Raw genomic sequence first — 23,810 nt, forward strand, 5'->3', positions numbered from 1 at the left:
TCCGGCTGGTGGGGCGTGGGTCAGATGCCCAGGCCGGTGTCGATGTGCGACGTGGGGTCCTGCTTGCCGTAGCCGAGCATGGCCCCGACCTGCTGCGTGTCGAGGTCGGTGACGACCGCCTTGACGTCCGGCCGCTGCTGGTTGACCAGCTGGAACTTGCCGTTGGGGTCGTTGGTGTCGGCGCTGGCGAGCTTGCCGACCCCGCCGATCTTGCCCAGTTCGGTGTCCAGCGTCGGGTCGCTCTGGAGGTCCACACCCGACGCGTGCGCGGTGCCGCCCAGGCCGAGCACGACGGCGGCGCTGCCGAGGGCGACGGCGGCCCCCGAGATGGTCTTCCTGAGGTTCATGGGCGGGAAAGTTTCGCAATCCGGGTGTCCGGTTCAAGCTCGCTAACTCTCGCGAGTGGATTTCTTCACCCGTCCCGGTGGCGCGTACGTCCGCTGACGTAGGCCGCGCGCCCGCCTGCGGACCGATGTCCAGGCCGGGTGTCCTCCCGTACGGTCGGCTCGTGGCTTGGCTGGCGTGGGTGTGGTTCGGGGCGACGTTCGTCCCGCTGCTGTGGCGTCGGCGCTTCCCGGTCGCGGTGGTGGCCGTGACCGGCGGGTCCACGTGGCTGTACTACGTGACCGGGCACTGGGGGCCGCTGATCGTCGCGCCGGCGATCGCGCTGCTGTCGCTGCGCCGGATCCGCAAGGTCGAGCGTCGGGATCTCCAGGTGGAGGAAGAGCGGCTGCGCATCGCCCGCGAGGTGCACGACGTGGTCGCGCACAGCCTCGCGATGATCAACGTCCAGGCCGGGGTCGCGGCGCACGTCGCCGACCGGCGCCCCGAGGAGGCCGTGAAGGCGCTCAAGGCCATCAAGGAGGCGTCCGGGCATGCCCTGGAGGACCTCCGCGCGACCCTCGGCGTCCTGCGCACCGGCGAGGGCACCGCGCCCGTGCCGTCGCTGCGCCGGCTCGACGAGCTGGTCGGGCCGGTGCCGAAGGCGCACGTGGTCGGCGAGCCGGGCGAGCTGCCCGCGCCGGTCGACGCCGCCGCGTACCGGGTGGTGCAGGAGTCGCTGACCAACGCGATGCGGTACGCGCCCGACGCCACGGCGGTCACCATCGCGTTCACCCGGACCGAGGACGCCCTGGAGCTGTCCGTCCGGGACGACGGGTCGGGCGCGCACGGCGGCCGGCAGGGCTCGGGCACCGGGTTGCGGGGCATGCGGGAACGGGTGGAGGCGCTGGGCGGGCGGTTCGCCGCCGGTCCCCACCCCGGGGGCGGGTTCGAGGTGCGTGCGGTTCTGCCGTGGGAGGGCAGTCATGATCAGGGTGGTGCTGGCCGACGACCAGGTGCTGGTCCGGGCGGGTTTCCGGCTGCTGCTGGACACCGAGGACGGGTTCGAGGTGGTCGGCGAGGCGGGCGATGGCGCGGAGGCGGTCCGGCAGGCGCATGAGCACCACCCGGACGTGGTGGTGATGGACATCCGGATGCCCGGCACCGACGGCCTGGCCGCCACCCGGCAGGTGAAGGCCGAGCTGCCGGACGTGAAGGTGCTGGTGCTGACCACCTTCAACGTCGACGAGTACGTGTTCGAGGCGCTCAAGAGCGGCGCCTCGGGGTTCCTGCTCAAGGACACCGACCCGGTCGAGTTGCTGCACGCGCTCCGCGTCGTCGCGCAGGGTGACGCCCTGCTGGCCCCGAGTGTGACCCGGCGGCTGATCGAGGAGTTCGCGGCCCGGCCCGAGCACCGGCGCCCGGACCCGGCGGCGCTGCGCGAGCTGACCGCCCGGGAGCGGGAGGTCCTGACCCTGGTCGCGGGCGGTCTGTCGAACGACGAGATCGCCGATCACCTGGTCATCAGCCCGGCGACGGCCCGGACCCACGTCTCTCGGGTGATGACGAAGCTGGGTGCGCGGGACCGGGCGCAACTGGTCGTGCTGGCCTACGAATCGGGATTGGTGATACCGCGCAGGGCATAACCTGATGGTATGAGCAATTGTTATCCCCGTCGTAACCCGGAGTATTGGTGGCATTGGCTCGCAACATTGTCGTGAGCGCAGTGAAAGGGTGCATATTCTCGTCACGCAATGCAAGCGAAAGCGCGGGATAATGTACGCTCCGTCACCACGGCCACAAGCCCCGCGTTCTCCACGCGGGGCTGCGCAACTGTTGCGTAGACGTCAGGCGATGGCGCCCGGCGGCAACTTCAGCTTGAACGGGAGAGTCGTCACCACGGCCAGGTCGGAGGCCGTCCGCTTCATCAGCGTCGGCGCGTTCCGCGTACCCGGCTCCGGCAGGTCGAGCAGCCGGTCGACCGCCTCCACGAGCGGGCCCTCGTAGATCCAGACCGCCTGCGCGGCCCGCGTCGAGTCCCGAACCGCAGGTAGACGGCCTGCGCGGGCCTCCGTCTCGGACCAGAACAGGATCGAGTCGATGAACCCTCTGCGCTGCTTGAACGCCATGATGCGATCGAGCTGCCCGTCCTCGTCCCGGAGGTGGAGGAACTGGAAACCGCTCTCGCGCAGCTCGATCACCTTGCTCAGTGCGAGATCCATGACGCACCTACCTCTGTTGTGAGGTCCCCTAGCAGGCACAGGTCGTGTGACCCGAAAAAGATCGTACGGCAAGCGCACAATCCCCCATAGGGCCTAGGTGGACGTTGTTGTCCCAATGGGCGGGTGACTCCGGTCCGTTTTCTGTACGGACCGCAGCACCCGAACGGTTCGCACGGAAAATGCGACCGCCCCCAAAGTGACCAGGCTCACAGCCAACCACATGGCCGCACTCCGGCTTCATCGGGTGGATCGGGGTCACCTCTACAGACGCGGCGCATGGCGCGGGGGTTGCCGCGGCGGACCATGATCGAACCCCTACCTCGGCGAACTCGCCACATCGGGTGAGGGGGCGCGGGCGGGCGGACAACCCGCCCGTGGCATCCTTGCGCGGTGGCGCGTGCATTGATCACCGGTATCACCGGTCAAGACGGCAGGTATCTCGCCGAGCTGCTCAACAGCAAGGGCTACGAGGTGTTCGGCCTGGTCAAGGGCCAGAACAACCCCCGAGTCGAACTCATCCAGCAAGAGATGCCGTTCGTCGAACTGGTGTCCGGCGACCTCCAGGACCTCCCGAGCCTGGTGGCGGCCCTGGAGCAGACCCAGCCCGACGAGGTCTACAACCTCGCGGCCATCTCGTTCGTGGCGATGAGCTTCAAGCAGGCGGAGCTGACCGCGAACGTCACCGGCCTGGGCGTCCTGCGGATGCTGGAGGCCATCCGCATGGCGGGCGGCAGCCAGAACAACCCGATCCGCTTCTACCAGGCGTCCAGCTCGGAGATGTTCGGCAAGGTCCGCGAGACCCCGCAGCGCGAGACCACCCCGTTCTACCCGCGCTCGCCCTACGGCGTGGCCAAGGTCTTCGGGCACGACATCACCGTCAACTACCGGGACAGCTACGGCCTCTACGCCTGCTCCGGCATCCTGTTCAACCACGAGTCCCCGCGCCGCGGCCTGGAGTTCGTGACCCGCAAGATCACCAACGCGGTCGCGCGCATCAAGCTGGGCCTCCAGGACACCCTGGTGCTGGGCGACCTCGAGCCGCGCCGCGACTGGGGCTTCGCCGGCGACTACGTGCAGGCCATGTGGCAGATGCTCCAGCAGGACGAGCCCGACGACTTCGTCATCGCCACCGGCAAGACCCACCGCGTCCGCGACTTCGTCAACGCCGCCTTCACCCACGCCGGCATCGAGGACTGGGAGAAGCACGTCACCCAGGACCCGCGCTTCTTCCGCCCGGCCGAGGTGGACCTGCTGGTCGGCGACGCCTCCAAGGCGCACGAGCAGCTGGGCTGGAAGCCGGAGGTCGACTTCGACCAGCTGGTCGCGATGATGGTCGACAACGACATCGCGGTCGAGTCGCGCAAGGCCGGCCTGGCGTGACGCACGCCGCGTAGCGGCCCGAACCCGCTCACCCCGTGCCCCGGGACGTTTACCCTCACGGGGTGAGCACCGACCAGGCCGAGTCCTCGAAGCGGACGTCGACGTCCCTCCCGGCTCTGCCCGAGTCCTTCCTGCCCGTCGAACACGCCCTCTACAGACCGCGGCACAGCGCACGGCAACGCACCGCGCGCTATGCCGCGGTCCTGTACTTCTTCCTGCCGCTGGCGATGCTCGCGGTCGGCGTGCGCCCGGCGGAGTTCGAGAACCGCAAGCTGGCGGAGTTCCCGTCCATCACCGACGGCTGGGGCTTCTTCACCGGCATGGAGAAGTGGGCGAGCGACCACCTCCCCCTCCGCGACCACGCGGTCGCCGCCGCCGACGGCATCAGCCGCGGCGTCTTCGGCGAGGCCCCCAAGTTCGAACGCCCCCAGGGCCCGGCGGGCCCGGTCCAGACGACCCCGCCGCCGAAGGACCCGTCCCTGGACAAGCCCGAGCCGACCGCGTTCGCCAACGTCGTGGAGGGCAAGGACGACTGGCTGTTCCTCGGCTCGGACATCAAGCTCGCGTGCGAGCCGACCGTGCCGCCGGCGGACACGCTCGCCCGCATCGACCAACTGCGCACGGCGGTCGAGTCGTCGGGTCGGAAGTTCATCCTCGCGGTCGCGCCGAACAAGAGCACGATGGTCGCCGACCACCTCCCGTCCCGCTACTTCGGCAAGGGCTGCGCCCAGGCCGCGCGCGACCAGTTCTGGCAGAAGGTCGTCACCAAGCCGGGCGTGCTGGACCTGCGGCCGGGACTGCGGGAATCGCAGCGGCGCGAAGGCACGTCGGCGTACTCCAAGACCGACAGCCACTGGACGCACGACGGCAGCCTGGTGCTCGCCAAGGCGGTCGCCGAGACGGTCAAGCCCGGCACGACGAAGACGTGGAAGGTCGCCGAGGTGGCCACCCACGACCGTCCGGGCGACCTGGCGACGCTGCTCGGCCGCGAAGCCACCGACCCCGTCCCGAGCCACTCCATCGCGCCGGACGGCAAGACCGAACACGTCATGCCGCCGCCGTTCGAGGACCGCGAGCCCAAGCACCTCACCCAGGACGTGGTCCCCGGGGTGCTGAACCTGAAGGCGAGCATCGTGGGCGACTCGTTCGGCTACTACTCGTCGCCGTACGTGGCGAACGCGTTCGGCGACGCCTGGATCCAGCACGTCGAGGGCGCCAACAAGGACCCGCAGGCCCTGAGCCGGCTGCTCGCGGAGACCGACGTCATCGTCGTCGTGGCGGCCGAGCGCAACCTGGTCGGCGGCGTGTACCCGTTGTTCAAGCCCGCCGTGGTCGAGGCGATCGCGGCCGAACTGGCGGCGAAGCCCCGGCGCTAGCGGCGGTCCCGGTCGCGGCCCTCGCGCGCCCGCTCGGCGAGCAGGGACTGGACCGTCACGGCGGCGGTGCCGTCGTTGTGGCGGCGTCTTCGCGGTTCCGGCTGCTCGACCACCGCGTCGATGACCTGCGTGGGGTGCTCGACGGTCGGGACCCGGGGTTGGGGCCGCTGGATCTCCTCGGTGCGCTCCGCCGGGACTTCGTCCACCGGCGTCCGCACCGGGCGTGCCGCGAGGCGGCGGCGCGGGGGCAGCGGCGGTGGTGCCACCGGCGGCGGTTCCACGCGCGTCTCCTCCACCTCGGCGGGTGCCTCCTCCGCCTCCGGCCAGTCCACCGAGTCCTCGTCGGCCGCGGGCCGCGCGGACTGCTCGGCCCGGAGTTCGGCCAGCCCCCGCTCGACCTCGCGCACCACCTCCTCCGGCTCGGGCGGCGCCGGCCGGGGCCGGGACAGGCGGCGGGCGAGCACGTGGCTCGGCCGCTCCACGAACCGGTAGCTCACCTCCACCGCGCCGAACGTCGCGGCCACCGCCACCGGGATCGCCAGCGCCAGCGGCACGGCCGGCCGCAGCAGGTCCAGGGTCGCGAACGCCACCAGCCCGTGCAGGAGGTAGATCGAGTAGCTGCGCTCGGACAGCGCCACCCAGACCTTCCGCTCCTTGAGCCTCGGCTCGGCGAACATGCCCATCAGGAAGAACAGCACCGCGCACGCGAGCGCCAGGCTGTAGGAGCGGTCCAGCCGGCCCAGGCTGGGCTCGTCGGCGAACACGTACAGCACCCACGCCAGGCTCGCCAGGACGCCGCCGAGCCACAGCGGGATCCGCTTGGCGGTCGTGGCCCAGACGATCATCCCGAGGATGGGGATGGGCAGGTAGGAGAAGTTCACCGCGAACAGGAACCACGACGGGCCGAACTGCCGCGCGCTCATCAGCACGACGAACACCAGGGTCAGCTGGACGGCGATCGCCAACCACACCCACCGCCGCAGCACCGGCAGCAGCAGGACCAGCAGCGCGTAGAAGATCAGCTCCACGATGAGCGTCCACGCGACACCCACCAGCGCGACCTGCGGGACGATCACGTAGTTGATCACCAGCATGTTGGTCAGGACCGTCCACCAGGACAGCTCCGGCCGGTTGCCGGTCAGCGGCTCGACGCCCAGCCACATCGCCAGCGCCGTCAGCAGCACCACGAAGAACATGGGGACGTAGACCCGGATCAACCGGTTGACGGTGAACCTGCGCTGGCCCATGCGCATCGCGATGGGCGTGACCACGAACCCGCTGACCAGGAAGAAGAACGGCACACCGATCTGGCCGATGCCCTGCGCGCCCATGTGCATCGCGTCGCTGCTCACCGAGTCGATGGCGTCGATGACGGGCGTCGGCCCGACCTCGCGCTTGGCGACCCACTGCTCGGCGATGTGGCTGTAGAAGACCAGGAGGGCCGCCACGGCGCGGCCGATGTCGATGAACGCGATGCGCGTCTTCTGCTCGGCGTCCAGGGGTCCGCCCCTCTCCAGTCCGCCCCCGAGTGACTGTCTGCACCGGAGCGTAACGGAACGGACTCGGCCGGTCGGCCGATTCGCCGGCTAGGCCGCCGGGTCGGGCGCCCGCCGCTCGCGGTGGCGGCGTTCCCACTTCCGGATCGCGCGGTCGGCCGGGGCCTCGACGAACCGGTGCGCCACCTCGGTCAGCAGGGCCACCGACACCAATCCGAGCACCACCAGCAGGGTGCCGTCGACGTGCGGCACCAGCAGTTCGAACAGCGGGTACATGGCCAGCATGTGCACCAGGTAGACCGCGTACGTCCGCTTGGCCCAGGCCTTGACGAACGCCGACCGGCACACCGGGCCGTCCATCCGCACCAGGAGCACCGTGACGAGGACCGCGATCAACAGCGTGCGCGGCACCGCTTCGCCCATTCCCGCATAGCGGTACAGCTTGTCCACCCACACCACCACGGCGAAGTGCGCGGCGCCGATCGCGGTGCCCACCAGGGGACTGATCTTCCGGGAGTGCACCAGGGACACGAGCTGGCCGATGCACAGCAGCGGCAGGTACCCGATCAGCCCGCCGATCTGGCCGAACGCGCGCACCTTCGTGTCGAAGGTGGACAGGATGACCACGAAGCACAGGACCGCCGCGGCCAGCGGGGCGATCCACGGCTGTCGCCGCAGCACGGGGATGGTGGCCGCCACGTAGGCGTAGAAGCCGATCTGGACCAGCAGCGTCCACGTCACGCCGATCAGGACCACCGCGGGCTTGGTGAAGAAGCCGGCGAGGACCATGTTGCTCAGCAGGGCGCCCATGCCCGCGTTCTCCGGCTTGACCTCCGAGTAGTGCACGCCGGCCTGGAGCGCGAGCCACGCCACCAGCGTCACCGCCCACAGCAGGGGCATGAGCCGGACGATCCGGCGGCGCAGGAACTGGCCCGGCGACTCCCGGTCCGCGACGTGGGTGACCACCACACCGCTGACCACCAGGAAGATCGCCACGCCGAGGAAGTGCATGTCCTCGTTGATGTGCAGCGGGCCCACCACGCCCGCCTCGACCGCGTCCACGAGCCACATGTCCCGGTCGTACACCCGGAACCACGCGACCAGGTGGGTCAGCACCACCAGGCACGAGCCCACGACCCGCAGGAGGTCGAGCCCGTGCATGTAGTTGTCCTTGCGAGTGGCGGTCGCGGGTCTCTCCGCGGTCGCGGTCACTCCGACCACCTCGTCTTCCGGTGCAGGGCCTCCGCGGCGGCGACCGTGGCGGCCAACGCCACCGGCAGCGCGAACCCGAACGGCAGCGCGGCGAGCAGTCCCAGCACCGGGTAGCCGACCACGGGCACGGCCAGGCCCAACGGCCAGACCCGGTCCGCCACGAACCGGACCGGCCGGGCCGCGGCGAGCGACTCCCCGCGCGGCAGGGCGATCAGGAACAGCAGGGTCGCCACGACCCCGCCGAGCGGGCGCCAGAACCCGGCGTACTCGGGGAACAGCAGATCCGCGGGCACGGTCAGCGCCAGGCAGAACAGTCCCAGCCCGACACCGTGCGCCGCGGGCAGCCGGTCGGCCCGGAACAGCCACGACAGCTGCCCCAGCGCGAGCAGCGGCACCAAGGCCGCCGCCGACCCGGCCACGCGCGCCCACGCGGACCCGCCGTCGCCGCCCAGCCAGCCGCCGACCAGCGCGACCACGCAGGCCACTTCCAGCAGCACGAAGACGGCCAGCACCGGGTACCGGCGCAGCAACGGCAGCGACCCCGCCGTCAGCGCGGTGAACACCACGACCGCCACGATCGGCGCCGCCACCGCCACGTCGACCAACGGCTCCGCGCCGAGCAGCCACAGGACCGCGCCGAGCGCACTCGCGACCACCAGCGGCGGAGCGGCCACTCGAACCACTCGGGAGAGGGTTCCGGTGTACGCGGCACCGGTGATCGCGTACCCGGCCACCAGCACCAGCAACGCGGTGCCCAGGTACCCGAAGTCCTCGCCGAGCCCGGACGGCTTGTTCACCCAGGCCCGCACGACGGCCACGACCTCGGGGGTCGAGCCGTGGCGACTCGGCCACAACCCGACCAGGTAGCTGTAGGCGAGCAGGCACAGGCCGGCCGCGGCGGCGACGCGGAGACCGGGCGTGGTGAGCGGTGCGGTGCGGACCTGCGCGGTGGTCTCAGTCATGGGCGGGCAACGCCTTCGTCTGCCGTTCGAGGAGCCCGTCGAAGTCGGCCAGGCCCTCCGGTGACGTGGCGTCCCACTGGATCCGGACCAGCAGGTCGCCGCTGGCGTAGTGCGCGCGAGCCGTCGGCCGGGCCGCGTTCTCCGACCCGGGGGGTGTGGACACCGCCCTGGTCACCCGGTGCGCGGTGGGCCGGCGCTCCAGGCCGAACAAGAGTTGGAGTTGGTCCAGGCGGTCGGCGGCGTGCCGGGCGGCGGCCGGGTCGGCCATCCGGACGACGGCGGCCAACACCCGCCCGCGCGGCAGGTCCGCGCCCACCGAGAGCCGCGCGGGACCGGCGCCCCCCTCGGTGTAGATCGCGATCTCCGATTCGTGCAGGAAGTTCAGTGACACCAGGTTGGCGAAGGCGCGGACGTCGGGGTTCGGCCCGGGGTGCGCGCCGAAGTCGCCCAGGGCCAGCACCAGGGGGTCGTCCGCGATCCGGCCGGCCTCACCGGTCGGCGGGACGTTCCAGGCACTCGCGGGCACCGGCTTGCCCCACACCGCCCAGGCCGTGACGCACACCGCCGTGAGCACGGCGACGACGAGCAACGGACCCAGCTTCGAGGCGCGTTCGTCCGCCACTCGACACCCCCCTCGCGAAGACCAGGCGCACGCGACAACGGGCGCCGTCGGGATTGTCGCAATTCCCGGGGCGCCCGTTACGCGTAGCCGCAGTTCAGAGTGGGCGAAGCCACAGTGTGACGAAGTTCGACTCCGCGTCGTTCGCCATGCGGACGAGGTCCTCGTCGGTGTGGTCGCCGGGGACCGGGCCGCCCTGGAGGACCGGGGCCGGCGCGTAGCCGAGCTTGCGGTAGCCCAGGAGGACGTCGGACGGGTCGTCGCCCAGTTCCGTGATCGCGTCCGGCGCGAATTCGCACACCACGTGCGGTCGGTCGCGGTCGAGGACCTGGGTCAGGCCCGCGAGGGCCCGGTGGTCGCGGCCCTGGAGGTCGACCTTCACCAAGGAGACTCGGCGGTCCTTCAGCTCCGGCAGGGTGTCCAGGCGGATGGCCGGGACGACCACACCGCCTTCCGTGCCGTCGGAGAGGTCGTGGGCGCGGTGGTCGCCGCTGTTGTCGCCCTCCGGGACCAGGCGGATCTCGGTGTCGGTGTCCCACGCCGCGATCGGCAGGACGGTGACCAGGTCGGCCGCCGCCCGCGGGAGGTTGGCGGCGACGTTGCGGCGCAGGTAGTCGGCGTTGACCGGGTTGGCCTCGACCGCCACCACCGACGCCACGCCCGTGGACCGCTGCAACAGGCGCAGCGAGTGGTAGCCGACGTGGGCGCCGACGTCCAGGAACGTGCCGTTGCCGACGAGTTCGGCCATCAGCTCGGCCTCGTCGTGCTCCCAGCTGCGGTAGTACGCCAGCCACGGCAGCATCACGCGGTCCACCGGCAGCAGCAGGGCGCCGGCGTCGCACACGACGACGTCCGCGCCCGCGGGCACCGGGGCGTGCTTGAGCCGCGCCGCGTCGCGCACGGCCGCCAGGTCCCGGGTCAGGTCGGCGATCCGCTGGTCGCGGGCGTCGTGGGCGCGGTCGCGTTCCACGAACATGTCGAACACCTTGCGCTCGCCCTCGTCCAGGCGCGCGGTCAGGCGGTCCAGACTGCCGTCCAGCCGCTGCTCCAGGCTCGACAGCGAGTCCTCGACGCCGTTCAGGTCCTGCACGCGACCCTCGACGGCGGCCAGGCGGGTGCGCACGCCGTTGTTCGCGTACCGGGCCGCCTCCTGCGCGGTCTCCAGCGCCGACAGGCGGGCGACCACGTCGCTCAGCGTGCCCTCCACGCCGTCCACGATCGCGCCCATGACCCGGCGCTGGTGCACGTCGTAGTGGTCGATCGCGCGCAGCACGGCCTTGCGCAGCGCGGGCGCGAGCGGCGTGCGGGACGCCGCCCCCGCGTCGGCGCGCCACAACAGCGCCTGGCGCGAGTCGTGCAGCGGGCGCAGGGGGTTGTTGACCCCGACGCCCGGCGCGACGCCCGCGCGGGCGGTGGTGCGCTTGTCGTAGGCGAGCTTGAGCTGCTCGCGCATCCACTCGGCGCAGTTCGCCATCGACCGCGTCCGCAGGATGTGCTCCCGGGCCGCCCGGCCGCGCCGGTCCGCCTCGGCCGGGTCGTCGGCGACCTCGCGCATCGCGCGCGCCGCCGCGTCCAGGTCGGGGTCGGCCCACAGCGAGTCGGCCTCGTAGGGCTCGTTGCCCTTGCCGACCGGGACCAGCTTGTACGGGATCGGCCACCCCACCTTGGGGTTCACGAACTCCGCGGTGCTGGAGTAGTCGGTGGAGATCACCGGCATCGCGCGGGCCATCGCCTCGGCCACGGTCAGGCCGAAGCCCTCGCTGCGGTGCAGCGACACGTAGGCCGTGCTCGACGCGTACAGGTCGTTGAGCTCCTGCACGGTCAGGTACTTCTCGACCAGCTCGACCCGCGGGTCCTCCATCGCGCGCACCCGCAGCCGCTCGGCCACGTCCGGGCGCTTGTTGCCGTTGATCGCCTTGATCACCAGCCGCACGTCGTCCCGACCCGGGAACGCCCGCTGGAACGCCTCCAGGACGCCCCACGGGTTCTTGCGCTCGCCGATGCTCAGGAAGTCGAACGCGAACAGGAACCGGACCGGGTCACCGGGCTCGCGCGCCGCGCGGTCGACCTCGCCGGGGTCGCGCACCGGCATCGGGATCGCCTTCACCGGCTTGTCGGTGTGCTTGGCGATCGCCTCGCGGCAGAACTCGCTGATCGTCCACACCTCGTCGACGAGGTGGAACGCCGAGTGCATCCAGCCCGGGAACTCCTCCAACTCCCACGCCCACAGCCCGATCCGGTACCGGTGGTGGCCCACGTGCGGACGGTTCTCCAACACGGCCTGGGTCTGGTCGGCGTTCACGCACAGCAGCGTGATCGGGTAGTGCGGGTCGCCCTTGGTGCCCGGCTCCGGCATCCCGGTGCGGCTGGACACCAGGCGGTCCTCGACCACCGAGCTGATCGGCACGCCGGCGCGGGCGATCGCGTCGTGCGCGATGCGGCCCAGCTCGCCGACGCCCAGCTCCGCGGTGAGGTAGCCCACGACGTTGACGCCGAACTCGTCACCCGGCTCGGCCGGGTCGACCGGCTCGCGGGGCAGCGCCCAGTCCGGCAGCGACTCCTCGGTGACGCCCGAGGTCTGGCACCACGCCCGGAACGGCTTGGCGTCGCGGCCGTGCGGGCGCGGGAACGCGGACCTGAGGTCCGGCCGGCCCTCCCACACGGCGGCGGTGAGCCGGTTGAGCACGGTGCCCGCGGGGGCGTCGTCGGGCGGGCCGGCGAGCCACTCGCGCAGCGCCTTGCCGCCGTCGGGGCCGAACGCGTGCGGCGGCAGGTCCAGGCCCTTGCGCTCCGCCTTCACCCACGCCTCGCGGAACAGCGTCCGCACGGTCGGGGTCACGCGCGTGCCGTCGGCCATCTTCGCGAAGCCGTACGGGATCGACTCCAGCGACTCGGCGTACCCGTTGCCCTGCAAGGACTCCCGGTACGAGTCGCACAGCTGCTTGACCACCGGGTGCTCGGACAGCACCACGCGCGGCTTGGCCGGCGTGTGCACCGACAGCAGCCACGGGCGCTCCGGCCGGTAGCCGGAGAAGTGGAAGAACCGCAACGGTTTCCCGGCCGCGGTGAGGTTGCCGTCCGCGTCCCGCTCGACCGGGCGCTCGTGCACGTTCCAGTAGGCGACGTTGAAACCGGGGTCGCGCAGCACGTGGTTGTCGAACAGCGCGGGCACCTGGTCCACCCACCGCTGGTCGGTGAACAGCTGCTTCTCCGGCGCCACCACGGCGTCGTGCCGCAGCCGCTCGGCCCAGAAGTCCAGGAACGGCTCCGAACCCGGGCCGGTCGCGACGAAGCCCAGGTTGAAGATCCCCGAGCCCATGATCACGGCTTCGCTGGGGTCCTTGCCGTCGCGCGGCAGCGGGCGCAGGTGGTGCGGCGTGAGCACGATCCCGTGCGCCATCGCCAGCTCCGCCAGCTCCGGCATCGGGGCGAACACCTCGATGTCGGGGTCGAGGTAGATCACCACGTCGGAGGTCTTGCGCTGTTCCCGCAGCAGGTACGGCTTCACCGCCGTGGCCAGCTCGGTGACGTTGTACGAGGTCGCCATCCGGAGGTAGTCCTCCGGGTCGATCCCGAACGCCTCCGGGCCGACCGTCCGCAGCCGGCCCTGGACGGTGCCGGAGTCGCGCGGCGCGTCGATGACGGCGATGACGAAGTCGTGGTCCTCGTGGTGCTCCAGGTAGGAGGCGGCGAGGACGCGGGCGGCGGGCAGGTAGTTGCGCGCGACCACGGTGCACGTGGTCACGCGGGTGGGGCGGTCAGCCATCGGCCTTGAGCACCTTCAGCTGGGCGTCGAGGACCTCGGTGAAGCCCTTCTGGGCGGCGGCCAGGGTCGGGGCGGAGACGTCCACGCGGACGATCATGCCCTCGCTGCCGTAGTGGCCGCGGACCCGGGCGTTGCCGCCGTTGGCGGCGTCGATCTGGCCCACCAGGACGGTGGCGGGCGCCTCCTTGAACGGGGCCATGCTGTTGCCGAGCTGGATCTCGTGCAGCGCCGTGGCCGCCGCGTTCGCCGCGGTGGCGTCGGAGGCCTCGACGATCAGGATCACGCCCTGCGCGCCGCCGTCGAGGGTGAACTGGACCAGCTTGGCCTTGCCCGCGCCGGCGGTCGTGTAGGCCTGGGTCTCGGAGTCCAGCAGGTACTTCAGGCCCGGCACGGCGGTGAACGCGGTCACGTTCTTGTTCTGGGTGACCTTGCCGGGGAACTTGCCGATCGGCATCGGGTCCGGCGGCGCGCTGGGCGTGGTGCTGGTCGAGGTGGTGGACTGCGCGGTGGTCTGGTCGCCGCCGCCCGAGGGCGAGGAACCGCCGCGGCCCCAGATCATGTACGCGCCGAACGCGATGCCCGCGAGCAGCACCACGGCCACGACGATGCCGATGACCTTCTTCTTGCCGCCGCCGCCGTCCTCGTCGAAGACCTCGGGCCCCTGGGCGATCCAGGACGGGTTCGGGTCGGTGTAGCCGCCGAAGCCGTCACCGGAACCCCACGGCGTGCCACCGGCCGGCGCCTGGGCGCCGCCGCCCTGCCAGTTCGGCTGCTGCTGCGGCTGCTGGGGCATGCCGCCGGGCGGCGTGACGGGGCGCACGTACTGGGTGCGTTCGGCGTCCGCCGGCGGGCGCGCACCACCGGACACCACCTGCGTGGCGTCGGGGTTCACCGGCTTGCCCGCCTGGACGACCTGGGTGGCGTCGGGGCTGGTCGGCTGCTGCTGGGGCGGCGTGGCCTCCCACCGGAACGGCGGCGCGAACGGCCCCTGCCCGGGCTGACCCTGGGGCTGCGCCGGACCGCTGCCGCTGCTCGCGGAGGCCAGCAGCTCGTCCCGGCGACGGCGGTAGTCGTCGGCGCTGATCCGACCCTCCGCCAAGGTCCGGTCCAGTTCCGACAGCTCGTCTTGCCAAGACATCCTGCTCCTCCAGTGTCAGCGCGCGAGCGCCATTGTGACGCATGGCCGTGGTGGGCCCACCGGGATCGGTCACTTGTGATCCGGTCGTTGCCGCGGTGCGGTTCGGTCACGTGGTATGGACCGGTGCGGGCGCACTGAGAGCATCGTCGGGACGCGGGCGGACGGTTACAGCGAGGTCGGACACCGGTCCCGGAACGCGGTGTCCGACCGGGCGGCGCTATTTGCCGTAGTGGTAACGACAAGCGGCGATGCGGATCTCGTCCCCGGCGACCTTGTAGACCAGTCGGTGCTCGTCGGTGATCCGACGCGACCAGTAGCCCTGGAAGCCGTGCTTCAGCGGTTCGGGCTTGCCGATGCCCTCGTTGCCGTTGCGCAGGATGTCCTTGATCAGGTCGTTGATGCGCTTGAGCACCTTGCGGTCCTCGGTCTGCCACCAGACGTAGTCGGACCAGGCGAGCTCGTCCCAGATCGGCTTCATTCAGCCAGGTCGTGCTGCGACCCTCCGCCGGACTCCAGCCGCTCGATCGCGGTGATCAGGCGGCGCGCGTTCTCCGGGCTGCGCAGCAGGTAGGCGGTCTCCTTGAGCGACTGGTAGTCGTCGAGCGACACGATCACCACCGGCTCGTGCCCCGCACGGGTGATCACGACTTCTTCGCGGTCGTTGACGACGGAGTCGAGCGTCTCGGCGTACTTCGCGCGAGACTCGGAGTAGCTCATGGTCTTCACCAGCACCCCTCCCTTCGGCGTACAAGATACTGTACGTCCGCTCCCGGCTCGGGACAAGGGTGCCGCGGTGTGGTCCGGCTAACCACGTCGTGACCGGGGGCGGCGCCGGGGGATGACGCCGCCCCCGGGTCGGTCACTTCTTGGTCAGGATCGTCGGGCCGACGATGCGCCGCGCGAGGCGGCGCAGGGTGCTCTTCTTCGACTGCTGCGGTGCGGGTTGCTGCTTCACGGGGGGAGAGGTGGTGGTGAGGGGGCTGATGCGGAGGGTCGGTGCGTCGTTGCCTGGCTGGGGCTGGAGGGGATCCTGGCTGAACGTCACGCGGCGATCCTGCCAAACCACGTTCCGTGAGCGGCAGGGGAGATCAGCAGAAGATCAGCCCGCACGGCTTGGTGGTCGTCGTGGTCGTGGTTCTCGACGTGGTCGGGGGTCTTGTCGTCGTCGGGGGCTTCGTGGTGGTCGTCGTCTGGCTCACGGTGGTCGTGGTGGACGACTCCGTGGTGGTCGCGCTGCTGGACGACGACGTGGAGCTCGACGAGCTCGTCGAGCTGCCGGTCGACGACTGCGTGGTGGCGGCGGTGCTCGTGACGCTGGTGCGGCCTGGCTGGGAGGCGCCCGTGACCACGACGATGTCCGCGCCGTCGGCGGGCAGGCCCGAGGGCGCCAGCGGGTCGTCGGAGGCGCCGTTCGCGAAGAGGGCGGCCATCACGACGCCGATCAATGCCCCGACGGCGAGTCGCGCCGGGCCACCCGCAGCGGTGAGCATTGACCTTGACTACCGGCCTCACTCAACCGGGTCAAATCGTTCGACGCAGTTGGTACCGGGTCGGTACGCGTGGTACCGACCCGGTACCGCCGATCGGCGGTCAGACCAGCTCGGCCGTCAGGGTGATCGTGGTGCCCGTCAGCGCCTGGCTCACCGGGCAGTTCTTCTTGGCGTCCTCGGCCGCGGCGGCGAACTGGTCCTGGTCCAGGCCCGGCACGGCGCCGCGCACGGTCAGGTGGATGCCGGTGATCCCCTTGCCCGGCTGGAAGGTCACCGCGGCGGACGTGTCCAGCTGCGTGGGCGGCGTGCCCGCCTGGTCCAGCGCGTGCGAGAACGCCATCGAGAAGCACGACGAGTGCGCGGCGGCGATCAGCTCCTCCGGGCTGGTCCGGCCGTTCGCGGCCTCGTCGGTGCGGGCCGGCCAGGACACCGCGTACGAGCCGAGGCCCGACGACTCCAGCGTCACGGTGCCGCTGCCCTGGAGCAGGTTGCCTTCCCAGTGCGTGCTGGCGTTGCGGGTGCTGGGCATCGCGGACTCCATCCCACTCGACGAACCGGTCGAGGCCAACCTATCGGCGTGGCGCGGAATCCGCTGCGGCGAACACACGAAGAAGGCGGGTACCTGTCGAGGTACCCGCCTTCTTCAGCGAGCGGATGACGAGACTCGAACTCGCCTCTACAGCTTGGGAACCCGACCAATCAGCCCTGGTCCGGGTGTTGACCTGATCGCACGGAGTTCTTCGTCCCGGGTGTGTCCCGGCCGGTCACGACCGGGGACGGCGGGAGCCGATCAGGTCGCCGGGATCGAGCGTGACGCGTCCACCACCGGGAACGTCGACAGAACCGGGGGTACCCGCTCGGAGTGTCACAGCCTCCACGTAGACACCCTGGTCCAACCGGTAGCAGTAGATGATCGGTCCGCCTTCGCGACCGATCTCCACACGCCAGAAGGCGGGCACCCCGGCCGCGGCGAAAGCGGCGGGCTTCTCCAACCGGTCACTGCGCGCGGGGGACGGGCTGACCACTTCGACCGCGAGCGCCACCAGTTCGACCTCGACCGCGGTGGTCTCCACCAACTCCGTGCACACCACCACATCCGGGATGTAGCCCAGTCCCGGTGCAACGCGTACACCGACTGCGGTCACGGCTTCCATGCCGCCTTCGGCAACCGCGTCGTCCAGCAGTCGGCAGAGCCGGTCCGCGACGCGTTGGTGCGCGACAGCCGGGGCGGCGCTCACCACGAACCGCCCGTCGACCAGTTCGACGCGGTGGCCCTCCGCAGGCTCAAGGCGCTCCCAATCCTCCAACGTGTAGCCGTCCAAGCGGCGTGCACTGGTCATGGTGTGGCCTCCGAGGCGCTGCTGCCGGTGAGCCCGTCTCGCGCTCAGGAGGAAGATCCGTCGACCTGGGTACACGAGCCTACCGAGCGCCTCCCCGCCCATCCCGGAGGTCTCGCGTCCCGGGCGAACCGGGCCAGGTGCGGATCACCCCCGCTCGCGCGGGGTGGACCTCAGGCAACGATACGGCAGAGGTGGGGTCCGTCCCACGTGTGCGGGGAGGTGGGCAACACCCGACACACGACGAAGGCCCTGGTCACCGTGACCAGGGCCTTCGTACTACGAGCGGATGACGAGACTCGAACTCGCGACCCTCACCTTGGCAAGGTGATGCGCTACCAACTGCGCTACATCCGCCTGACAGCAGAGAACTATACAGGAGGCTCAAACCGCGTTTCGACCGGGGGGTCGGGTCTCCTCCAACAGGCGATCTACCTCGGACAACCGCTCCGCCGGCCACCGCCACTCCCACAGCGGCCTGACCTTGTCCACGACCTCGCCCGGCAGCCACGGCGCCACCAGGTGCCGCAGTTCCCACTCGTCGAACACGTGCTCGTAGAAGCTGACCACCGACGCGTTGGACAGGAACTGCTCCTGCTGGAAGCACCAGTGCGCGAAGCCGTACACCCGGGTCAGCGTGTCCCGGTCGTCGTCCCGGTGCGCCTCCAGGGCGAGCTGCCACAGCTCCGACAGGAACACGTGGCACGACCAGGACTCGCGCTCGATGACGGCGCCCAGCTCGGGGAGGAGGGCGGAAGCCCTTGTGCGCCAATCGACCACGCGGCAGGAGACTACTCGTCGCAACGGCCCCCGGGGCGGGGCCCGGGACCACCTGACGCCTTCCCGTAACCGGCTCGTCACCGACCGCGATCCGGTGCCCGGCCGGACGGACTGCTCCGAACGGCCCACGCCGTCCGGATGGTCTTCGGTATCGGGTCGCTATCGCTTCGGGGCGGTTCGATCCAGCTGTGGCATCTTGACCGGGTACGACAGAGGCGGGCGGGAGGTGCCGGGCGGGATGGCCGGAGATGCCGATTTCGACCGGGAACTGCTCGCCAGGGTCAGGGCGGGCGACGACGCGGCCTTCGGGGAGCTGTTCAGCCGGCACGCCGACGCCGTTCGTCGGTTCGCCCTCCGGCACGTCCGTGAACACGCCGAGGCCGACGACCTGACCGCCGAGGCCTTCTTCCGGGTCCTCCAGGCCATCCGCCGGGGCACCGGACCCACCGACCACGTCCGGACCTACCTGCTGACCGTCGCGCGCCGGGTGGCGTGGGAGTGGAGCGGGCGGCGCCGGGACGTGCCGGTGGAGGACGAGGAGCTGTCCCGCCGGGTCGAGCCGTTCCCCGACGCGACCGCCAGCCGCGCCGAGCACACCCTGATCTCGCGGGCGTTCACCAGCCTGCCCGAGCGGTGGCGCAGCGTGCTGTGGCAGGTCGAGGTGGAGGGCGCGCGGCCGGCGGCGGTGGCGCCGAGCTTCGGCCTGAGCCCGAACGCGATGGCCGCGCTGGCCCGCCGGGCCCGGGAAGGGCTGCGCGCCGCGTACCTCCAGGCGCACCTGGCCGAGGATTCCGGGCCGCGCGCGTGCAGCTCGGTGCTGTCCAAGCTCGGCACGTACACGGCGGGCGGGGTGCAGGGCGCCGAGCAGCGGCGCATCCGCAAGCACCTCCAGACCTGCTCCTCCTGCAACGCCCTGCACGCCGAGCTGACCGAGGTGTGCTCGTCGCTGCGGGCGCACGCGGCCTCGATCGCGGTGCCGGTCGCGGCGACCGCCCTGGTGGGCCCGGTCGTGCTGGGGAAGGCGGCGTGGCTCACCGGACGGGTGAAGCTGGTGCTCGCCGGGGTGGCCTCGGCCGCCGCGGTGGGCCTGTTCGGCATGGTGGCGGGCACGTTCACCGGCGGTCCCGGCCCGGCGCTGGTGCAGACCGGGCCCAACGGCGTCGACGGCGAGAACGTGCTGGCGCTGTGCTCGACGCACGCGACCGCGACCGGCGTGCCGACCAGCGCCGAGTCGCCCGCGCCGACCTCCGGGCAGGTCCACCGCGTGGACCACACCCAGGTGCGGACGCGGGTGGTGACCGAGACCGTCACCGCGGGGCCCGAGAGAACGTCCGAGCAGGTCCTGGCGGTGCCGGTGCCCTCTGGTGCGCCGACCACGTCCAGCGAGGTCCGGCTGTTCCAGGACCCCACCAGCGAGCCGGTGACGACCACCACGACCACGGTCGAGCCGACCAAGACGGCGTTCGTCAGCACGACGTCGTCCGCGCCCACGGTGACACCCACCACGGTGACGCTGACCCCCACCTCGGCCAGCCTCAAGGCCACCTGACCACGAACCGCGACCGCCCGGTTCACCCACTGGATGCAGGGGTTTGCCGGTAGCGTTGAGATCGTTCAGGTCAGGCGCTGGCGAGGAGAGAAGCGATGACGCGGCTGGTGCGCGGAGCGGACGGCCGGATGTGGACGGTGCGCAGCCAGATCGAGTGGCGCAACCCGGCGAAGGACGCCGACTTCGAGCACGACGTCAGCGGCGGCCAGGGGCCGGGCGTGCTCATGCTGGCGATCGTCATCGTCATGGCCGTGGTGCTCGTGGCGTGGACGCCCGAGCAGGTCGTCGTCCCCGGCTGGCTGATCTTCGCGCTGGTCCTGCTGTTCCTGTTCTTCCCGGCCCGGTGGGCGGTGCGCCGGCCGTGGCTGGTGGCGGCGGAGTCGAAGAAGACCGACGAGCTGCCGCCCGAGCGCTGGGTGGGCACGGTTCGCGGCTACCTGACCGTGCGCAACGAGATGGCCAACGTGGCGCGCAAGATCGAGATGTACTCGCTGCCCGACCTCGAGGGACCGCTGCAACCGGTCGACTGATCGCGGTGTTCGGGTGACACTGGTCCGGTGCCGGAACTACCCGAGGTCGAGGCGCTGGCCGAGCACCTGCGCGAACACGCCGTCGGGCGCGTCGTCCACCGCCTGGACGTGGCGTCGTTGCAGGTCCTGAAGACGTTCAGCCCGCCGTGGACGGAGTTGCAGGGCCGCACCGTGACCGGCGCGGGCCGGCACGGCAAGCACCTGGACCTGGACTGCGACGGCCTGCACCTGGTCGTCCACCTGGCCCGCGCGGGCTGGCTGCGCTGGTCGGACACCCTGTCGGTGGCCCCGCCCAAGCCGGGCAGGGGGCCGTTGGCGCTGCGCGTGCACCTGGGTCCGCCGGGCGAGGGGCCGGGGTTCGACCTGACCGAGGCGGGCACGAAGAAGGGCCTGGCGGCGTGGATCGTCACCGACCCGACCGACGTGCCCGGCGTGGCCCGGCTGGGTCCGGACGCGCTGTCGGTGTCCCGTGAGCGGCTGGAAGAGCTCTTCAAGGGGCGCACGGAACGCCTGAAGACCGCGTTGACCGACCAGACGCTCATGGCCGGCATCGGCAACGCGTACTCCGACGAGATCATGCACACCGCGAAGCTGTCCCCTTACGCGACCGCCGGCAAGCTCAACGCGGAGTCCCTCGACCGCCTGCACCTGGCGATGGTCGACGTGCTCACCGACGCCGTGGCCCGCTCGGTCGGCCAGTCGGCGGCGCGGCTGAAGGGCGAGAAGCGCTCGGGCCTGCGCGTGCACGCGCGCACCGGCCTGCCGTGCCCGGTGTGCGGCGACACGGTCCGGGAGGTGTCCTTCGCGGACCGGGCGTTCCAGTACTGCCCGACCTGCCAGACCGGCGGCAAGCCGTTGGCGGACCGGCGGCTGTCGCGCCTGCTCAAGTGACGATCAGGACTTCCAGCCGGCGGGGGCCGTGGACGCCCTCCACCCGGTCCAGTTCGATGTCGCTGGTCGCGGACGGGCCGCTGATGAAGGTCAGCGGGCGGACCGGGTCGAGGCGTTCCAGCGCCTCCGGGACGGTGCCGGCGATCTGGTCGGACCGCACGACGCACACGTGGTGGTCGGGCAGCAGGGTCAGCGCCCGCCTGCCCTGACCGGGGCCGCCGTCCAGGACGATCGTCCCGGTCTGCGCGATCGCGACCGCGCACCCGGTGAGCACGCCGTCCGCCCGGTCCAGCTCCTCGACGGTCAGCGGGTCGCGCAGGACGGTCACGCCCGGCACCTCCCACGGCAGGCCGTCCGGCACGACGATCCGCTTGCCCGCCAACAACTCCGCCAGCAGCGGCACGACCTCCTGGTCGGACACCACGTGGACGGTCGCGCGGTAGTGGGCGACGCGTGAAGCCAGCAGCTCGACGGAAGCGTCGCCGGTGCGGACGTAGTCGCGGACCACCGGGGGTGTGTCGGGCTTGTCGCGCAACGCGTTCCGCACCCGTCCCAGGATCTCCGCACGGGCGTCAGCCACGGTTCTTCCTCCACCACTCGCGGAACGGTTCGCGCGCCGGCACCGGGGCGTCCCGGGACGACGTCCACGCCGCGCCCGGACCGGGCAGCCAGGAGATGCGGCCGTCGTGCGCGAACAACCGGGCCAGGGAACCGAGTTTCTGCACCTTCTCGTACCGGGACGCCGACGCGAACACCCAAGCGGCGGCGGCCATCGCCACCGACTCCGCGCTGCGCCCCTTCGCCTCCACGACCCGCGCGCGCAGGTGCGTGAGCACGGACGGGATGTCGATGCGCACCGGGCACACCTCGAAGCACGCGCCGCACAACGAGGACGCGAACGGCAGCGAGGCTGCCTGCTCGTCGTGCGGGTCGTCGACCAGTTGGGGCGTCAGGATCGCGCCGATCGGACCCGGGTACACCGAGCCGTAGGACTGGCCGCCGGTGCGCTCGTAGACCGGGCACACGTTGAGGCACGCCGAGCACCGGATGCACCGCAGCGCCTGCCGCCCGACCGGGTCGGCGAGGGTGGCGGTGCGCCCGTTGTCCAGCAGCACCAGGTGGAACTCCTCCGGGCCGTCGCCGGGGGTCACGCCGGTCCAGGTCGAGGTGTAGGGGTTCATCCGCTCGGCCGTCGAGGACCGGGGCAGCAGCTGGAGGAACACTTCGAGGTCCTGCCACGTCGGCACGACCTTCTCCAGCCCCATCACGGTGATCAGCTTGCGCGGCAGGGTGAGGCACATCCGGCCGTTGCCCTCGGACTCCAGCACCACCACGGAGCCGGTGTCGGCGACGGCGAAGTTGGCGCCGGACACCGCCACCTCGCAGGACAGGAACTTGCGCCGCAGGTGGGCGCGGGCGGCTTCGGCGAGCACGCGCGGGTCGTCGGAGGCCGGGTCGAGGCCGGCGGCGCGGAAGATCTCGCGGATCTCGCTGCGGTTGCGGTGGATCGCGGGCACCAGGATGTGCGACGGGCGGTCGTCGCCGAGCTGCACGATCAGCTCCGCCAGGTCGGTCTCGATGGCGTGCACCCCGGCCTGCGCCAGGGCCTCGTTGAGCCCGATCTCCTGGGTGGCCATCGACTTGACCTTCACGACCTCGCGCGCGTCGCCGCACAGCCGCAGCACGATCGCGTTGGCCTCGGCGGCGTCCCGCGCCCAGTGCACGACCCCGCCGCGCGCGGTGACGGCGGCTTCGAGCTGCTCCAGGTAGCGGTCGAGGTGGTGCAGGACGTCGTCCTTGATCGCCTCGCCGGCGCGGCGCAGCCGCTCCCAGTCGGGCAGCTCGCCGACGGCCTGGGCGCGCCGGCCGCGGATGGTCGTGGTGGCGTTGCGCAGGTTGCGGCGCAGCTGGGTGTCGGCGAGGGCGGTGCGGGCCGCCTCCGGGAACGTGGGGCTGCCCAGCCAGGTCACCGGGTTGCGGGTGCCCAAGGCTCCTCCTCCGTGCTCGCCAGGACCTCCGCCAGGTGGACCGGGCGGACGCCGGTGCGCAGCCGGGACAGGCCGCCGCCGATGTGCATCAGACACGAGTTGTCGCCGGCGGTCAGCACTTCCGCGCCGGTGTCGAGCACGCCGCGCATCTTGTCGGCGAGCATGGCGGTCGACGTGTCGGCGTTCTTCACCGCGAACGTGCCGCCGAAACCGCAGCACGACTCGGCCTGCGGCAGCTCCACGAGTTCGAGACCCCGAACCTCCCGCAGCAGCGCGAGCGGCTTGTCGCCCGCGCCCAACATGCGCAGAGAGTGACAGGTCGGATGGTAGGTCACCCGATGGGGGAAGTATGCACCCACGTCGGTCACCTTGAGCACGTCCACGAGGAATTCGGACAGCTCGTAGGTGGGCGGCGGCGCGGCCCCCAGGTCCGGTTGGACGTGCCGCACCATGCCCGCGCACGACCCCGAGGGCACCACCACGGCGTCGTACCCCGAGAACACCGAAGCGAACCGAACCGCCAGGTCAGCGGCGTGGTCGCGGTAGCCGGTGTTGAAGTGCATCTGGCCGCAGCACGTCTGGTCGAGCGGGAACTCCACGGTGCACCCGAGCCGCTCCAGCAGCCGCACGGTCGCACGGGCCGTGGCCGGGTACAGCGTGTCCGTGAGGCAAGTAGCGAACAGGGCGACCTTCTCCACGGGGCACACTCTGACCTCAAATTCATCGGATGTCTACCTCGTCCGGTGCGCGCCC

Annotated in this window: 25 protein-coding genes and 1 tRNA gene; 7 read left to right on the forward strand and 19 right to left on the reverse strand. The window is 71.4% G+C overall.

Going from position 1 to position 23,810, the window contains the following annotated elements:
* Positions 1–20 precede the first annotated feature (20 nt).
* Positions 21–347 (reverse strand): hypothetical protein, encoded by a 327-nt coding sequence (locus WBN91_RS03050; RefSeq protein WP_337722465.1) that lies wholly within the window; start codon positions 345–347, stop codon positions 21–23.
* A 161-nt stretch (positions 348–508) separates the two neighbouring features.
* On the opposite strand from WBN91_RS03050, the gene WBN91_RS03055 reads away from it, so the two are divergent.
* Together WBN91_RS03055 and WBN91_RS03060 are read left to right on the forward strand one after the other, a co-directional pair.
* Positions 509–1,441 (forward strand): sensor histidine kinase, encoded by a 933-nt coding sequence (locus WBN91_RS03055; protein ID WP_337722466.1) that lies wholly within the window; start codon positions 509–511, stop codon positions 1,439–1,441.
* Complete coding sequence (locus WBN91_RS03060) at positions 1,338–1,967, forward strand: response regulator transcription factor (RefSeq protein WP_337722552.1); 630 nt, start codon at positions 1,338–1,340, stop codon at positions 1,965–1,967. Before WBN91_RS03055 ends, WBN91_RS03060 begins: the two co-directional genes overlap by 104 nt.
* Positions 1,968–2,168: 201 nt before the next feature.
* On the opposite strand, the gene WBN91_RS03065 is transcribed toward WBN91_RS03060, so the two are convergent.
* Positions 2,169–2,543, reverse strand: coding sequence for a hypothetical protein (locus WBN91_RS03065; RefSeq protein WP_121001064.1), 375 nt, complete (start codon positions 2,541–2,543; stop codon positions 2,169–2,171).
* A 390-nt stretch (positions 2,544–2,933) separates the two neighbouring features.
* Here WBN91_RS03065 and gmd point away from each other — a divergent pair, with 390 nt between their 5' ends.
* Both gmd and WBN91_RS03075 read left to right on the forward strand, forming a co-directional pair.
* On the forward strand, positions 2,934–3,923 hold the full coding sequence (gmd, locus tag WBN91_RS03070; RefSeq protein WP_337722467.1) for a GDP-mannose 4,6-dehydratase: 990 nt from the start codon (positions 2,934–2,936) through the stop codon (positions 3,921–3,923).
* Positions 3,924–3,985: 62 nt separating this feature from the next.
* Positions 3,986–5,299 carry an alginate O-acetyltransferase AlgX-related protein gene (locus tag WBN91_RS03075; protein WP_337722468.1) on the forward strand — a complete coding sequence of 438 codons (1,314 nt, stop codon included), beginning with the start codon at positions 3,986–3,988 and terminating at the stop codon, positions 5,297–5,299.
* On the opposite strand, the gene WBN91_RS03080 is transcribed toward WBN91_RS03075, so the two are convergent.
* The 14 genes from WBN91_RS03080 to WBN91_RS03145 all read right to left on the reverse strand — a co-directional run bounded on the left by WBN91_RS03080 (position 5,296) and on the right by WBN91_RS03145 (position 18,099).
* Complete coding sequence (locus WBN91_RS03080; RefSeq protein ID WP_443217650.1) at positions 5,296–6,747, reverse strand: acyltransferase family protein; 1,452 nt, start codon at positions 6,745–6,747, stop codon at positions 5,296–5,298. The two genes, WBN91_RS03075 and WBN91_RS03080, sit on opposite strands and share 4 nt — an antisense overlap.
* 138 nt (positions 6,748–6,885) lie before the next feature.
* The gene (locus tag WBN91_RS03085; protein WP_337722469.1) at positions 6,886–8,007 is read right to left on the reverse strand and encodes an acyltransferase family protein; all 1,122 of its coding nucleotides are present in this window, start codon (positions 8,005–8,007) and stop codon (positions 6,886–6,888) included.
* Complete coding sequence (locus WBN91_RS03090; protein WP_337722470.1) at positions 8,004–8,969, reverse strand: hypothetical protein; 966 nt, start codon at positions 8,967–8,969, stop codon at positions 8,004–8,006. The genes WBN91_RS03085 and WBN91_RS03090 overlap by 4 nt, the downstream gene beginning before the upstream one ends.
* Positions 8,962–9,591, reverse strand: coding sequence for a hypothetical protein (locus tag WBN91_RS03095; protein WP_337722471.1), 630 nt, complete (start codon positions 9,589–9,591; stop codon positions 8,962–8,964). The genes WBN91_RS03090 and WBN91_RS03095 overlap by 8 nt, the downstream gene beginning before the upstream one ends.
* A 94-nt stretch (positions 9,592–9,685) precedes the next feature.
* Positions 9,686–13,354 carry an FkbM family methyltransferase gene (locus WBN91_RS03100; protein ID WP_337722472.1) on the reverse strand — a complete coding sequence of 1,223 codons (3,669 nt, stop codon included), beginning with the start codon at positions 13,352–13,354 and terminating at the stop codon, positions 9,686–9,688.
* Positions 13,347–14,492 carry a hypothetical protein gene (locus tag WBN91_RS03105; protein ID WP_337722473.1) on the reverse strand — a complete coding sequence of 382 codons (1,146 nt, stop codon included), beginning with the start codon at positions 14,490–14,492 and terminating at the stop codon, positions 13,347–13,349. Before WBN91_RS03105 ends, WBN91_RS03100 begins: the two co-directional genes overlap by 8 nt.
* A gap of 217 nt (positions 14,493–14,709) precedes the next feature.
* Positions 14,710–14,970: a Txe/YoeB family addiction module toxin gene (locus tag WBN91_RS03110; RefSeq protein ID WP_337722474.1), complete on the reverse strand. Its 261-nt coding sequence runs from the start codon at positions 14,968–14,970 to the stop codon at positions 14,710–14,712.
* Complete coding sequence (locus WBN91_RS03115; RefSeq protein ID WP_337722554.1) at positions 14,967–15,209, reverse strand: type II toxin-antitoxin system Phd/YefM family antitoxin; 243 nt, start codon at positions 15,207–15,209, stop codon at positions 14,967–14,969. Before WBN91_RS03115 ends, WBN91_RS03110 begins: the two co-directional genes overlap by 4 nt.
* 142 nt (positions 15,210–15,351) lie before the next feature.
* The gene (locus WBN91_RS03120; protein ID WP_337722475.1) at positions 15,352–15,537 is read right to left on the reverse strand and encodes a hypothetical protein; all 186 of its coding nucleotides are present in this window, start codon (positions 15,535–15,537) and stop codon (positions 15,352–15,354) included.
* 43 nt (positions 15,538–15,580) lie between these two features.
* Positions 15,581–15,982: a hypothetical protein gene (locus WBN91_RS03125; protein WP_337722476.1), complete on the reverse strand. Its 402-nt coding sequence runs from the start codon at positions 15,980–15,982 to the stop codon at positions 15,581–15,583.
* Between the two features lie 100 nt (positions 15,983–16,082).
* Positions 16,083–16,511 carry an OsmC family protein gene (locus tag WBN91_RS03130; protein WP_337722477.1) on the reverse strand — a complete coding sequence of 143 codons (429 nt, stop codon included), beginning with the start codon at positions 16,509–16,511 and terminating at the stop codon, positions 16,083–16,085.
* A gap of 235 nt (positions 16,512–16,746) precedes the next feature.
* Positions 16,747–17,322 (reverse strand): Uma2 family endonuclease, encoded by a 576-nt coding sequence (locus WBN91_RS03135; RefSeq protein ID WP_337722478.1) that lies wholly within the window; start codon positions 17,320–17,322, stop codon positions 16,747–16,749.
* Positions 17,323–17,603: 281 nt separating this feature from the next.
* Positions 17,604–17,676: transfer RNA gene (locus WBN91_RS03140), tRNA-Gly, on the reverse strand.
* 27 nt (positions 17,677–17,703) lie between these two features.
* Positions 17,704–18,099, reverse strand: a complete 396-nt coding sequence (locus WBN91_RS03145) for a DUF7674 family protein (protein WP_337722479.1) — start codon at positions 18,097–18,099, stop codon at positions 17,704–17,706.
* Positions 18,100–18,337: 238 nt separating this feature from the next.
* Between WBN91_RS03145 and WBN91_RS03150 the strand changes: the two genes are divergently transcribed.
* The 3 genes from WBN91_RS03150 to WBN91_RS03160 all read left to right on the forward strand — a co-directional run bounded on the left by WBN91_RS03150 (position 18,338) and on the right by WBN91_RS03160 (position 21,069).
* Positions 18,338–19,648: a sigma-70 family RNA polymerase sigma factor gene (locus WBN91_RS03150; RefSeq protein WP_337722480.1), complete on the forward strand. Its 1,311-nt coding sequence runs from the start codon at positions 18,338–18,340 to the stop codon at positions 19,646–19,648.
* 95 nt (positions 19,649–19,743) lie between these two features.
* A complete protein-coding gene (locus WBN91_RS03155; protein ID WP_337722481.1) occupies positions 19,744–20,178 on the forward strand; it encodes a DUF983 domain-containing protein in 435 nt (144 codons plus the stop codon).
* Positions 20,179–20,205: 27 nt separating this feature from the next.
* Positions 20,206–21,069, forward strand: coding sequence for an Fpg/Nei family DNA glycosylase (locus tag WBN91_RS03160; RefSeq protein WP_337722482.1), 864 nt, complete (start codon positions 20,206–20,208; stop codon positions 21,067–21,069).
* Here the strand turns inward: WBN91_RS03160 and WBN91_RS03165 are convergent.
* From WBN91_RS03165 to WBN91_RS03175, 3 genes are read right to left on the reverse strand one after another with little or no spacing between them, the layout of a single operon-like run.
* The gene (locus tag WBN91_RS03165; RefSeq protein WP_337722483.1) at positions 21,062–21,649 is read right to left on the reverse strand and encodes a LutC/YkgG family protein; all 588 of its coding nucleotides are present in this window, start codon (positions 21,647–21,649) and stop codon (positions 21,062–21,064) included. The genes WBN91_RS03160 and WBN91_RS03165 overlap by 8 nt on opposite strands.
* Positions 21,642–23,057, reverse strand: a complete 1,416-nt coding sequence (locus tag WBN91_RS03170; RefSeq protein ID WP_337722484.1) for a LutB/LldF family L-lactate oxidation iron-sulfur protein — start codon at positions 23,055–23,057, stop codon at positions 21,642–21,644. The genes WBN91_RS03165 and WBN91_RS03170 overlap by 8 nt, the downstream gene beginning before the upstream one ends.
* Positions 23,036–23,755, reverse strand: a complete 720-nt coding sequence (locus WBN91_RS03175) for a (Fe-S)-binding protein (RefSeq protein WP_337722485.1) — start codon at positions 23,753–23,755, stop codon at positions 23,036–23,038. Before WBN91_RS03175 ends, WBN91_RS03170 begins: the two co-directional genes overlap by 22 nt.
* Between the last annotated feature and the right edge of the window lie 55 nt (positions 23,756–23,810).

It is taken from the genome of Saccharothrix sp. CCNWYY140, assembly GCF_037401995.1.
GTDB lineage: Bacteria > Actinomycetota > Actinomycetes > Mycobacteriales > Pseudonocardiaceae > Actinosynnema.

Excerpts from the sequence above, each read along its gene's own strand:
- WBN91_RS03050 (WP_337722465.1), bottom strand. The coding sequence starts at position 347 with ATGAACCTCAGGAAGACCATCTCGGGGGCCGCCGTCGCCCTCGGCAGC.
- WBN91_RS03065 (WP_121001064.1), bottom strand. The coding sequence starts at position 2,543 with ATGGATCTCGCACTGAGCAAGGTGATCGAGCTGCGCGAGAGCGGTTTC.
- WBN91_RS03090 (WP_337722470.1), bottom strand. The coding sequence starts at position 8,969 with ATGACTGAGACCACCGCGCAGGTCCGCACCGCACCGCTCACCACGCCC.
- WBN91_RS03100 (WP_337722472.1), bottom strand. The coding sequence starts at position 13,354 with ATGGCTGACCGCCCCACCCGCGTGACCACGTGCACCGTGGTCGCGCGC.
- WBN91_RS03105 (WP_337722473.1), bottom strand. The coding sequence starts at position 14,492 with ATGTCTTGGCAAGACGAGCTGTCGGAACTGGACCGGACCTTGGCGGAG.
- WBN91_RS03110 (WP_337722474.1), bottom strand. The coding sequence starts at position 14,970 with ATGAAGCCGATCTGGGACGAGCTCGCCTGGTCCGACTACGTCTGGTGG.
- WBN91_RS03115 (WP_337722554.1), bottom strand. The coding sequence starts at position 15,209 with ATGAGCTACTCCGAGTCTCGCGCGAAGTACGCCGAGACGCTCGACTCC.
- WBN91_RS03125 (WP_337722476.1), bottom strand. The coding sequence starts at position 15,982 with ATGCTCACCGCTGCGGGTGGCCCGGCGCGACTCGCCGTCGGGGCATTG.
- WBN91_RS03130 (WP_337722477.1), bottom strand. The coding sequence starts at position 16,511 with ATGCCCAGCACCCGCAACGCCAGCACGCACTGGGAAGGCAACCTGCTC.
- WBN91_RS03135 (WP_337722478.1), bottom strand. The coding sequence starts at position 17,322 with ATGACCAGTGCACGCCGCTTGGACGGCTACACGTTGGAGGATTGGGAG.
- WBN91_RS03150 (WP_337722480.1), top strand. The coding sequence starts at position 18,338 with ATGGCCGGAGATGCCGATTTCGACCGGGAACTGCTCGCCAGGGTCAGG.
- WBN91_RS03155 (WP_337722481.1), top strand. The coding sequence starts at position 19,744 with ATGACGCGGCTGGTGCGCGGAGCGGACGGCCGGATGTGGACGGTGCGC.